Annotated in this window: 11 protein-coding genes and 2 tRNA genes; 8 read left to right on the forward strand and 5 right to left on the reverse strand. The window is 28.7% G+C overall.

What is annotated here, in order from left to right; all coding sequences use genetic code 11:
* The first annotated feature begins 321 nt into the window (after positions 1 to 321).
* The 4 genes from G8C43_RS00385 (at position 322) to G8C43_RS00400 (ending at position 5,682) form a co-directional block, all read left to right on the forward strand.
* Positions 322 to 2,352: a dipeptidyl-peptidase 3 family protein gene (locus tag G8C43_RS00385; protein ID WP_166003286.1), complete on the forward strand. Its 2,031-nt coding sequence runs from the start codon at positions 322 to 324 to the stop codon at positions 2,350 to 2,352.
* A gap of 698 nt (positions 2,353 to 3,050) precedes the next feature.
* Positions 3,051 to 3,698, forward strand: a complete 648-nt coding sequence (locus G8C43_RS09915; RefSeq protein WP_221411570.1) for a sensor histidine kinase — start codon at positions 3,051 to 3,053, stop codon at positions 3,696 to 3,698.
* Positions 3,699 to 3,704: 6 nt separating this feature from the next.
* A complete protein-coding gene (locus tag G8C43_RS00395) occupies positions 3,705 to 4,457 on the forward strand; it encodes a LytR/AlgR family response regulator transcription factor (RefSeq protein WP_166003290.1) in 753 nt (250 codons plus the stop codon).
* A gap of 169 nt (positions 4,458 to 4,626) precedes the next feature.
* Positions 4,627 to 5,682, forward strand: coding sequence for an alpha/beta hydrolase (locus tag G8C43_RS00400; RefSeq protein WP_166003291.1), 1,056 nt, complete (start codon positions 4,627 to 4,629; stop codon positions 5,680 to 5,682).
* Between the two features lie 182 nt (positions 5,683 to 5,864).
* On the opposite strand, the gene G8C43_RS00405 is transcribed toward G8C43_RS00400, so the two are convergent.
* From G8C43_RS00405 to G8C43_RS00420, 4 genes are all read right to left on the reverse strand, one after another.
* Positions 5,865 to 5,938 (reverse strand) — tRNA-Asp (locus tag G8C43_RS00405).
* Between the two features lie 54 nt (positions 5,939 to 5,992).
* Positions 5,993 to 6,066, reverse strand: a tRNA-Asp gene (locus G8C43_RS00410).
* 332 nt (positions 6,067 to 6,398) lie between these two features.
* Complete coding sequence (locus G8C43_RS00415) at positions 6,399 to 7,028, reverse strand: YceI family protein (protein WP_166003293.1); 630 nt, start codon at positions 7,026 to 7,028, stop codon at positions 6,399 to 6,401.
* 66 nt (positions 7,029 to 7,094) lie between these two features.
* Positions 7,095 to 7,352 carry a hypothetical protein gene (locus G8C43_RS00420; protein ID WP_166003295.1) on the reverse strand — a complete coding sequence of 86 codons (258 nt, stop codon included), beginning with the start codon at positions 7,350 to 7,352 and terminating at the stop codon, positions 7,095 to 7,097.
* Between the two features lie 213 nt (positions 7,353 to 7,565).
* Here G8C43_RS00420 and G8C43_RS00425 point away from each other — a divergent pair, with 213 nt between their 5' ends.
* The 4 genes from G8C43_RS00425 to G8C43_RS00440 all read left to right on the forward strand — a co-directional run bounded on the left by G8C43_RS00425 (position 7,566) and on the right by G8C43_RS00440 (position 11,723).
* On the forward strand, positions 7,566 to 8,120 hold the full coding sequence (locus tag G8C43_RS00425; RefSeq protein WP_166003296.1) for a TlpA disulfide reductase family protein: 555 nt from the start codon (positions 7,566 to 7,568) through the stop codon (positions 8,118 to 8,120).
* A 24-nt stretch (positions 8,121 to 8,144) separates the two neighbouring features.
* Entirely contained in the window at positions 8,145 to 9,530 is a 1,386-nt protein-coding gene (gene glmM / locus G8C43_RS00430; protein ID WP_166003299.1) for a phosphoglucosamine mutase, read from the forward strand.
* Positions 9,531 to 9,757: 227 nt separating this feature from the next.
* The gene (locus G8C43_RS00435) at positions 9,758 to 10,885 is read left to right on the forward strand and encodes a metallophosphoesterase (protein ID WP_166003301.1); all 1,128 of its coding nucleotides are present in this window, start codon (positions 9,758 to 9,760) and stop codon (positions 10,883 to 10,885) included.
* A 142-nt stretch (positions 10,886 to 11,027) separates the two neighbouring features.
* Positions 11,028 to 11,723 (forward strand): formyltransferase family protein, encoded by a 696-nt coding sequence (locus G8C43_RS00440; RefSeq protein WP_166003303.1) that lies wholly within the window; start codon positions 11,028 to 11,030, stop codon positions 11,721 to 11,723.
* A gap of 679 nt (positions 11,724 to 12,402) precedes the next feature.
* On the opposite strand, the gene rpsJ is transcribed toward G8C43_RS00440, so the two are convergent.
* Positions 12,403 to 12,708 (reverse strand): 30S ribosomal protein S10, encoded by a 306-nt coding sequence (gene rpsJ, locus G8C43_RS00445; protein ID WP_055425679.1) that lies wholly within the window; start codon positions 12,706 to 12,708, stop codon positions 12,403 to 12,405.
* Between the last annotated feature and the right edge of the window lie 2 nt (positions 12,709 to 12,710).

Here is a 12,710-nt window from a genome sequence, read left to right on the forward strand (position 1 = left end):
TATATTTTTCTTGATTGAGATAATAACTTTCATTTTTAAAATAGCTTTCGTCCTAAATTTAGAAGAGTATACCGGTTTTTACCCGTTTAGAGAATTTAGATATAAATCCCAATTGTAGTGGTAAATAGTTTTATAGAAAGTGCTTATATCAGTTTTATTAAAAAGTAATATTCTTTAAAGGTTTCTATATAACGTATTGAGTATTATTTTTTTAATTATAAACTTATCCCATTCATTTTATAATAAATTTGAGAACTATACTCTCCTTATCATATAGTTTTTTATCTTTGTTAACATAATTAACATATAAACATTATAAAGATGAAAATTAATATTGTTGCGGGTATTCTTGCTGCCTCAATAATTTTGGGGTCTTGTGAATCAAAACATTCAGAGCAAACCGAAAAAATTAGTGAAGAAGATTTTAATTATAAAGTCGATCGTTTTGCCGATATTGAAGTTTTAAGATATCGAATACCTGAATGGGATAAGTTGTCTTTAAATGAAAAAAAATTGGTCTATTATCTTTCTCAAGCCGGATTAGCAGGTAGAGATATCCTTTGGGACCAAAACTATAAATATAATTTAAAAATAAGAAAAGCATTAGAATCCATCTATCAAAATTATAAAGGAGATAAAACCTCTAAAGATTGGAACAATTTTGAAGTATATTTAAAAAGGGTTTGGTTTTCAAATGGGATTCATCATCATTATTCGAACGATAAAATTATGCCTGAATTTACCCAAGCATATTTTGAGGAGCTAATGAAAGAAACTCAAACTTCATTGGATTCTCAGATCGTTTCCATTTTATTCAATGAAAAAGATTCTAAAAAAGTAAATCTTGATGAATCCAAAGGGTTAATTTCAGGATCTGCAGTAAATTTTTATGGAGAAGGAATTACCGAAAAGGAAGTGGAGAAATATTATTCAGCTAAAAAAAGTCCGGATGCTTCTCGTCCCTTATCTTTTGGTTTAAACTCCCAATTAGTTAAAGACAGTAAAGGTACTTTAGAAGAAAAGATTTGGAAAAGCGGGGGAATGTACGGTTCAGCTATTGACCAAATAATCTATTGGTTGGATAAGGCTGTTACCGTATCTGAAAATAAAGAACAGGGAGATGCCTTGAAACTTTTAATTGAATATTACAGAACAGGAGATTTAAAAACTTGGGATGATTATAATATAGCATGGCTTAAAGCAACTAAAGGAAATATAGATTATATAAACGGATTTGTAGAGGTGTATAATGATCCCCTTGGTCACAAAGGATCTTATGAAAATATCGTTCAAATCAAAGATTTTGATATGTCGGCAAAAATGGAAGTTATATCCAAGAATGCACAATGGTTTGAAGATCATTCTCCTTTAATGCCGGAACATAAAAAGAAAAATGTAGTAGGGATATCGTATAAAACAGTTAATGTAGCATCAGAAGCGGGGGATTCTTCACCCAGTACTCCGATTGGAGTAAATTTACCTAATGCGGATTGGATCCGTGCGGAATATGGCTCAAAGTCGGTTTCTTTAGGTAATATTATAGACGCTTATAATTTAGCCGGAGGAAGTGAAAAATTAAAAGAATTTGCATACAGCCAAGAAGAAATAGAATTATCAGAAAAATATGGAGAATTAGCAGATAAACTGCATACAGCTTTACATGAAGTTGTGGGACATGCTTCTGGACAAATTAATCAAGGAGTCGGAACCCCTAAAGAAACTTTAAAAAGTTATGCATCTACTATGGAAGAGGGAAGAGCAGATTTAGTAGGGTTGTATTATTTATATGATCCGGAATTACAAAAGCTTGGATTAGTAGATGACTGGAAAAAAGTAGGAATGACAGCCTATAATGATTATATACGAAACGGATTAATGACTCAATTAGTTAGAATTGAACCGGGAAGAGATATAGAAGAAGCACATATGAGAAATCGTCAATGGGTTAGTGCGTGGGCGTATGAAAAAGGTAAAAAAGATAATGTAATTGAAAAAGTGGTTAAAGATGGTAAAACCTATTTTAAAATTAATGATTACGAAAAGCTTCACAATTTATTTGGAGAATTACTGAAAGAAACTCAAAGAATTAAATCTGAAGGAGATTATAATGCTGCAAAAAATTTAGTGGAAACGTATGGAGTAAAAGTGGATAAAGAATTACATGCAGAAGTTTTAAAAAGAAATTCTAAATTTAATACCGCAGCATATAAAGGTTTCATCAATCCTATTTTAGTTCCTAAAACCAATGAACAAGGAGAAATAACAGACATTGAAGTTACTTATCCGGAATCATTTGCAGTAGAAATGTTGTTCTACTCTAAAAATTATGGATTCCTTCCTCTTGAAAACTAAAAATTAAAATACTTACCATACAAAACGACTTTATTTACCGACTGGAAGTAAAGTCGTTTTATTTTATGGTAAGCTTTATTATATACCCTTATATATAAAATAGAAATCCTATTTAATTTTCAGACAAATTATTTATAAAGTTTTCCTTTTTATTAGTATAATATTCGGATTAGAGATAAAATATTTTTAAAATAATTTATCCTAAAATAAAATTCATTCTTAGATTTGCTAAATATATCTTATTCCAGTTTTTTTTTATATAAATTACCTAAATAAAAATTTGATTACCATTTATACAAGTTAACAAGTGTAATGATTATTATTTATAAATCATGCCTAAATATGCTACTTTAAATACTCCCAGTAACTTATTAATATTCAGTTTAATTTGCACATTATTTATTCTTTATCCTGAAATTACATGGATACCTTATGAAATGAAAATTCTATCTCAAGATAAACGTTTAAGATTTACGATATTCTTTTTTTTTCGTTATGGTTATTATGTTTCCATTTTGTGTTATTTAATTTGTTGGAATTTAAATAATTGTCTAAAAAAAACAATTAAATTCAGATTAGTATATACTTTATGTATATCGGGAATCGCTTTTAGTTTTTATGGACTAATTACATTTATTATATATTGTAAGGTTAAGCATTTTGGAAGTTTAGTATTATTCCAGTTTTTCTTTATTTCAATGTTGGCTATAAGTATTGGTTATATTTCACGGTTATACCAAGAGCGTAGGAAAAAAGAACATGAAATTGAATTACTTAAATTAGAAAATCTGCAAAGCAGATACGATGCATTAATGAATCAAATAAATCCGCATTTTTTTTTCAACTCCTTAAACGGGTTAACTTCATTAATTAGAAAAAAAGAAGAAAAGGCAACACTAACCTATATAAATAAATTATCGGATGTTTTTCGATATATTCTACAAAATAATAAAAAAGGATTAGTAAATATACAAGAAGAATTAAAATTTTTGGAAGCCTTTCGTTATTTAACGGAAGTACGTTTTGCCAATAAATTAGAATATACAATACAAGTACGTAAACAATCATTACATAAAAAATTACCCTATTTATCTTTAATGCCTCTTCTTGACAACATTATTGTACATAATCGGATCGATAGTGACCATAAAATGCTAATATCCATATATATAAATCAATCAAATGAATTAGTAATTTCAAATCCCATGTATCCAAAATTAACCGTTCAGGAAACCAACGGTACAGGTTTAAATAACTTGGATAAAAGGTTTTATTTATTATGCAATCAACATATAAGAAAAAAAATACATGAATCCCGATTTTATGTCTATTTGCCACTTAAATAAGCTATTATGAACGTATTAATAGTTGAAGATGAAACAGCTGCATATGAAACACTTGAAGCTTTATTGAAAGAGATTGATTCAACTATAAAAATAGTTGGTGTCACAGAAAGTGTTGATCAGACTATACATTGGCTTACCAATAATCCTGAACCTGATTTAATCTTTCTGGATATTCAGCTTTCAGACGGAATTTCATTTTTAATTTTTGAACGATTAACTATAGAAATACCCATTATTTTTACGACAGCCTATAATGAATTTGCCATTCAAGCTTTTAAGCAAAATAGTATTGATTATTTACTAAAACCCATTAAACAAGAAGAATTAGAAAATGCTTTACATAAATATAAAAGAAATACTCAGAATATTGTTTTTAAGTATTTATCAAGACTTTCCCGGTTAGCTCCTAATCCCAATTATATAAATAAATTGTTACTTCCTTACAAAGATCAATTAGTACCCGTCAAAATTTCAGATATTTCCTATTTCTACAACACAGATAAAAACACACAGGTAACCTTGAAAAATGGTAGAACATATCCTATTTCCAAAACTTTAGAGCAGATTTATCTTAAATTAAATCCTAAAGATTTTTACAGAGCCAATAAACAATATATTATATCCCGAAGCAGTATTGAAAATATAACGATTTGGTTTGATAATCGGTTGTATATTACACTTGATGTAGAAGTTCCTGAACGAATGTATATCAGTAAAAATAAAGCTGCTGAATTTAAAGAATGGTTGGTAAAAGACTAACAATTTCCTTTTCTTGACAATAAATTGATTTCCGCTGATTGGATATTCATTTTAATTTTATTCGTTTTTATGCCCAATATTTCGCTTTAAGTTCAATAAAAACTCAGATAAATTGATATTTATGAAACTTTGTGAAACGCGATAAAAATAACAATTAATAAATGACATAATGAAAACAGTTTTTTTAATGACAAGTGTACTTTTGCTAGTATTGGCCTATGGTCAAAAAAAAGATGATAAGTTTGAAGAAAAGCCTATACTAATCAAAGAACAGGGGGCATTTTCGGCAGGAGGTAAAATTAGTAAGAGCGAAGGAGTATTTGATCCTAATAAGCCCTGGTTCGAGCCACAAGGAGGGCAAACAAGACATTGTGATCATGCCGATGTATGGTATCAAATTCCTGTTCATCCTAAGCATACGTCCATGGTTTTTCTACATGGGTATGGGCAATCCAGACGAAGCTGGCAAACGACAGCAGACGGGCGAGAGGGATTTTCCAATATATTTTTAAGAGAGGGGTATAGTATATACCTGGTAGATCAACCCGGAAGGGGAGAAGCAGGACAAACATGTAAGCCCCTAGCTATTTCAACAGCACCTGATGATCAAACTTGGTTTACACAATTTCGTATAGGAAAATATCCAAATTATTATGAGGGAGTACAATTTCCAAAAGATAGTATATCAATCGATCAATTTTTTAGAATGATGACACCCAATACTGGCAGTATAGATGAGGAAACTCTTGTAAACTCATTATCAGAAGTATTGAAAAAATCGGGAGATGCTATTCTTTTTACACATTCAGCCGGAGGATTGCCCGGATGGAAAACAGCTATACAGAATGAAAAGGTAAAATCAATTATTGCCATTGAACCGGGTGCGTTTAGTTTTCCCGAAGGAAAAGTTCCTGTAGGAAATAGAGGGGGAAGTATACCCATGAATCAATTTATGAAATTAACCCGTATACCAATACTCATATATTATGGAGATTTTATTCCCAAAGAAAAAACTACTGCTTATTCGCAAAATTTTTGGAAAGAGGTATTGATTTCCGCTAAAGAATGGGCTAAATTAGTTAATGAAAACGGTGGAGATGTCACTGTTATTCATTTGCCGGACATTGGAATAAATGGAAATACCCATTTTATTATGTCAGATCTTAATAATATTGAAATTGCGGATCATATTCAAAAGTGGTTAAAAGAAAAAAAATTGAATTAATGCTTTGCTATAGTAATTAGTATAATAGGGTAGATATTCATGCAAACAACTCTTATAATAATTAAATTCTAAACAAAAATAAGATATTTAGAGATCTGTTTTAAGAGTCTTTATATATAAATACTAATAAATAAAGAAGGAAATTAATAGGAATTAATATGAAAATGAAGTTTAAATTTTAGCGATCCGGACGGGACTCGAACCCGCGACCACCTGCGTGACAGGCAGGTATTCTAACCAACTGAACTACCGGATCAGGGTAGATTGCATGGTGTGCAATAAAAAAAATAAAGAAATTTATGTTTCTTAGCGATCCGGACGGGACTCGAACCCGCGACCACCTGCGTGACAGGCAGGTATTCTAACCAACTGAACTACCGGATCTTTTCTGAAGACTTATTTTTAATAATTTCAGTGGTGCAAAGATAAACTCATTTTTCAATTTCACAAACTTTTTTGATTGAAAAATTCATATTTTTGCTGCAAATAACGATTTTTAAAGTAATTAATCTCATTTAATACTATTAAATCTATGAATTTCAATAAAATAATAAATGAAATAAACACTGATTTTTTTTAAATTTTATTCTTTATCGATTAATAGGTACTGAATCAATCATCTAATGTATCTAAATTAATTACGTATTGTTTAATTGCGATTAATACTATTTTAGGTTTAACTTGTCGCAAACAAACATAATTGTAGATAACAAGTATTATTTAGAAATAAAAACCATTAAATCAACTTCTGTCCAAGTTTTACCTTCATGCAGATCAAAACAAGCTCTATGCAAGCTGGTATATGCTTTTTCAGAATTAAAATCTTTTAATACGTCGATTGAACCTTGAATCATCATCATTTTTTTGTCAAGTTTATATGAAAATTCTTTGGTTATTGTTTTTCCATTTAAAGTTAAGGAGATCTTCACCTTATTGTTTTCAAATTTCCCAAATGATCCATAAATTTCAGGAGAGGATAATCTTTTAAAAAAAAATAAAGTTAAGTTTCCATCTCTGGAAGTGTCACCGGTAGAAACCGTTGTTCCATCAATATAAAATTTTGCTCCTTCCAATGATTCATCCAACGGTTTATCTTCTTTCGTGTTGATTAAAGAAATATTATTAAAACTACCACTTACAGGTACTTTTTTGGGAGTTTTATAAGCCGTCCATACTAATTCTTTTTTGAAACCGGATTCTTTTCCTTGAGGTTTAATTTGTTGTGTTGTAGTTTCAACGCTTTTTACTTCAGAAGTCGAGGTAGATTTATTACTCTTATTATCTCCGCAAGAAAACAAAATAAGTTGAACGGATAAAATTAAACTAATATATTTATTATATAACATCTTAAAAGTTTTAATTGTTAGTAAAAAATTATTTAATAAATCAAATAATTAGTTTTAAATAATTAGTTACTTTTTTATAACTGTTTTCGTAGGATGCAATGAATCTTGGGTAAGATTTTTTTTCGATAGGGAATCTTTTGTAGATTCAATTTTTAAAGAATCAATAACAATAGAAGAGTTTTTTAAGGTATCATTTGATTGAGAATGTGAATTTACATTTTGTTCAATATCGGCAGGAATAATATTTTTATTACCGCTAGAATATTTATCACATGAAATCAATCCACAAGTAAGGATTGCTATAACATAAAAATTTTTTTTCATAAACATTTAATTTTATCAAATATAAAAAAAATAGCAATTACGGTCTATTTTATTTATAAAAATAAAGAGTAGTATTCTGCGATATAATTTATAAACAATACGTGTAAAAACACTTTAAAAAAATATGTTTTTTTTTACATAAACTATATGATTGATTTTATAAAATAAAAATTTGAACTTTTAAATGATTACTTTTGTAAATAAATTAGTTAAATGAAAAAAATATATGTAGTACTATTCAGCCTTGCCTTACTAGTTTCCTGTAAAGAAAAAAATACTAGTAAAGAGCAGAGTTCAAAACAAACTCATGAAACTACTGTAGATCATTCCGAAATTGAAGTAAGTAATCAAGAAACTAAAATAATCAAGTCTGATTTTTCAAAAATTCAAAGTTTATTAAATACAAAGAGTGATACTATATATATTACCAATTACTGGGCAACGTGGTGTCCTCCTTGTGTTAAAGAAATACCTGATTTTGTGGCTCTTCAAGAGAAATACACCCATGAAAAAGTAAAATTTATCTTTGTAAGCATTGATCAAATAGATACCGAAAGTACATTACAATCATTTGTGCAAAAAAATAAAATGAAAAACGTATACAATATATCCTCTAAAGAAATGAGAGACCATATTGGTACGATTAGTCCTGATTTAGAAGGGGGTATACCGGTAACAGTTATACAAAAAGGAAATAAAAAAGAGGGATTTTTAGGAAATCTTTCCAAAGAATTCATTTTAAGTAAAATTGAAGAATATTCAAAATAATTATAAGAATAAAAGAAAATATCTATGCCGTTAATTAAAAGTATATCAGGAATTCGAGGGACAATAGGGGGTAAAATAGGAGAAAATCTTACACCGATTGATACCGTAAAATTTGCTTCGGCTTATGGAACTTGGTTAAAAAGAAAATTAAATAAAGAAAAAATTAAAGTAGTACTTGGGAGAGATGCACGGATTTCCGGTCAAATGATCTCCGAGTTAGTTTCATCCACTTTACAGGGAGTAGGAATAGATGTTGTTGATTTAGGACTTTCGACAACTCCAACGGTGGAAATTATGGTTCCATATTTACAAGCAGACGGAGGAATTATTTTAACGGCAAGTCATAATCCTAAACAATGGAATGCGTTAAAACTACTGAATGCTAAAGGTGAATTTATATCCGATAAAGATGGGAAAGAATTATTAAACATAGCTGATACGGAAGATTTTGATTTTGTTGAAGTAGATTATTTAGGATCGTATCTAAAAGAAGAAAAAGCAATAGAGCATCATATAAACAAAATATTGGAACTGCCTTTAGTGAACGTTGATTTAATAAAAAAAGCAGGATTTAAAGTGGTGGTTGATGCCGTAAATTCTACAGGAGGTATATCGGTTCTTCCCTTATTAGAAAAATTAGGAGTTGAAGTAATCGAAATGTATTGTACACCCAACGGCCATTTTCCACATAATCCCGAACCGTTGGAAGTCAATTTAGGCGAATTAATGAAAAGAGTTCCTAAAGAACAAGCGGATTTAGGAATAGTTGTGGATCCGGATGTAGATCGCTTAGCATTTATATGCGAAGATGGAACCATGTTTGGAGAAGAATATACATTAGTTGCTGTTGCAGATTACGTTTTAAGTAAAACTCCTTCAGCTACGGTTTCTAATTTATCATCTTCACGGGCATTACGAGATATTTCAGAAAAATACAAGCAAGAATATCATGCTTCGGCAGTTGGAGAAGTTAATGTAGTAACAAAGATGAAGGATATCAACGCGCGTATCGGAGGCGAAGGTAATGGAGGTATTATATATCCGGAATTACACTATGGTCGTGATTCACTAGTTGGAATTGCCCTTTTTCTATCCTATCTTGCTGAAAGAAAGATTACAATAAAACAACTTAGAAATACGTATCCTTCATATTTTATGGGAAAGAAAAAAATTGATTTAAGTCCGGAAATTAATACAGATGTTATTTTACAAAAATTAACCGAAAAATATAAAAATGAAGATATAAAAACTTATGATGGATTGAAAATCGATTTTTCCGATAATTGGGTACACTTAAGAAAATCAAATACAGAACCTATCATCCGTATATATACTGAAGCTCCTACACAACAAGAAGCCGATCAATTGGCAAATAGGTTTATAGAAGAAATAAAGCAGGTATCTGACTAAGATAATGATTATCCAGGTGATTAAAAAATTAAAGTAGAAATCCATTTTTAAATAAAATAGACTAAACAAAACGTCTAATTTATACTGATTTATATAATTTTTTAATCTATTAAAATCATTTAATCTGCATTAGTTAAGTATAGTAAAATAGGTTTGATCTATAAAAATTAAATTTGATTGAAATGGAAGTTAGCTATCTTTATAAAAATTAGATAAAAAAAGATTCTATGAAAAAAATTTTTTTATTTTCGTTTACCATATTTTTATACTTTTTAGCTAACTTTTATACTTTTTATCATATATATTCCTTATTATCTGAACAATCAATTGTACTAAAAAGCATTTTTTTCTTACTGGTATTTTTTCTTCCCTCATCTTTTATATTATTTTTACTTTTCTCAAAAAAATTATCTTTAACATCCGCAACGATTTTATATAAAATTTCTACTAGTTGGCCGGTTATTCTTTTATACTCCTTTTTACTTTTTCTTGTTTATGATGGATTGCTTTTATTAAATAAGTTTGGTGAATTTATACCTGAAAATTTCTTTAATAACAATTATGGTATTATCTTGATTTTATGCTTAGTGGTTTGTATAGGTTTCTATGGATATAGAAATTACTTTAATAAAAGGAGAATTTATTTAAAATTAACAACCGATAAAAAGTTAATTAAACCTTTAAAAATTGTAATGATCAGCGACCTTCATTTGGGTTATGCCATTCAGGGAAATGAACTGAAAAGCTGGATTAATAAAATTAATAAGGAACAACCTGACTTAGTTCTTATAGTAGGAGATATCATTGACACTAATGTTAAGCCTTTACAGCATTTTTTATTGGAAAAGCATTTTAAAAAAATAAAATCCCGTTTAGGTATTTACAGTTGTTTAGGAAATCATGAATATATAAGTGGAATTACTGAAAGTATAGATTTTATTAAAAATGCCGGTATTCATTTACTTAGAGATTCTTCAATTTTAATTGAAAATAGTTTTTATATTGTGGGAAGAGATGATCGTACCAATAGCTCTAGAAAGCCTCTTAATGAATTAATTAAAGATATTGATTCCTCTAAACCTATAATCGTTTTAGATCACCAGCCCTATCATCTTGAAGAATCCGAGCTTAATCAAGTAGACATACAATTTTCAGGACATACCCATCAAGGACAAGTTTGGCCGATTTCTTTAATTACTAAATCCATATTCGAAAAATCTCATGGTTATCTAAAAAAAGGAAATACTCATATCTATGTAAGTTCAGGAATCGGAATTTGGGGAGGAAGATTCAGAATAGGAACCAATTCTGAATATGTGGTAGTAGATTTTTTACAAGATTCAACCCAAAATTAATTTTAAATTTAAGTGTTATTTTTAAAGTTTTAAACAATAGAACGTCCTTTTCCCGTTCATTATATAATTATTTATATAATGCTTTAAAATAACACACTTTTGTAAATCTCACTTGAAATAGTTAATTTTTAAAATATTTATTATGAATAAAAAAATAGCTGTTATTTGTTATGACCATCCTACAAGGAAAACACAAGAAGTATTGTTGCGATTAAAAGGGAAAGGATATCATAAAGTTGATGTATATGCAATACCATTTGTTCCTAGAAAACCTATACAAGCACTTATTACACATCGTCCCACCGAATTACTTCTTACCCTGGAAAATGAACAGTTAGCTAAAAATTTAGACTATACCTATATAAAAAAAGAAATAGGAGAGTTGGATAACTGTTTTACAGAAAATTCCTATCATTCTATCTTAATAGCGGGAGCAGGTTTATTGCCCGAACAATTAGTTACCAATCATAAAATTATAAATTCTCATCCGGGATATCTTCCCTATGTTCGGGGTTTAGATGCTCTGAAATGGGCGGTATATGAAGATTTACCGATAGGAGTAACAGTTCATTATGTAAACAAAGAAGCAGATGCGGGGCTTTTAATTATTCAAGAAAAAATAGAAATAGCTACAGAAGATACGTTTCATACTATATGCTTTAAACTTTGGAATTTAGAAATGCAGCTGTTGGTAGATTCTATTGAAAAGGTCGATACCATTAAAGATTTTATTTCCTTACCAACGGATGTGACAGAGCCTCATCGAAGAATGCCTCGAGTTAAAGAAGAAAAATTATATTTAAAATTTGAAGAATATAAAAATAAAAATATAAAATAAGCAGGCTTAAAAAAGCCTGCATCACTAAATAGAATTTAACATGTTATTGAATTTAAATTAAATGAGTTTACAAATTTAATTGGTGAATTTATACATATACTTATAATTAGTCTTTAAATTTTCTGATTCTATTCTTTTTTATCTTATAATTCATTCATAATTAAAATTCTAAACCATTCAAAATATTCAATAATATTTTAATTAATTTTTATAGCAACAATCGCAGTAAATTACTGATTGTGATCTTGAAAAATATATATTTGGATTTCTAAAAAATATAAATCCGAATTCTTTTAAAAAATATCTTAGAAAGTTAGATAGATATACTAAGCTAGTTAATTTTACTATTGAAAATGGAATTATAAATGTGCTGAAAGTTACAATTGGCAATAAGTTAGAATGACTAATACTACTTTTTTCAGTTGAGAACAATATACTTTTAAAAAAATAAGCCAAATTATTTTTCATAATAGATTTATTTATGCTTTTATTAAACACTAATTTCGTGCCAAAATTTATATAATAATAAAGTAAATACTTAAAATATATTCCGAATACTGTATAAATAAATATTAAATTTAAGTGGTAATGTGCGTTTTTGTTATACTATATAAAAGAAAAAAACCTTCTGAATTTATAATTCAGAAGGTTTTTTATATCTAAAGTTTCGTTTAAAAACTTATACTTTAATCTCTACTTCAACACCGCTAGGAAGCTCTAATTTCATTAATGCATCAACAGTTTTAGAAGAAGAACTGTAGATATCCATTAATCTTTTATGAGAGTTTAATTGGAATTGTTCACGAGATTTTTTGTTAACGTGTGGAGAACGCAATACGGTAAAAATTCTCTTATGAGTAGGTAATGGAATAGGACCATTAACTACAGCACCGGTTGCTTTCACGGTTTTTACGATTTTTTCAGCTGATTTATCAACTAAATTATAATCGTAAGATTTAAGTTTTATTCTTATTTTTTGACTCATTG

Source organism: Apibacter sp. B2966 (assembly GCF_011082485.1).
Lineage (GTDB): Bacteria > Bacteroidota > Bacteroidia > Flavobacteriales > Weeksellaceae > Apibacter.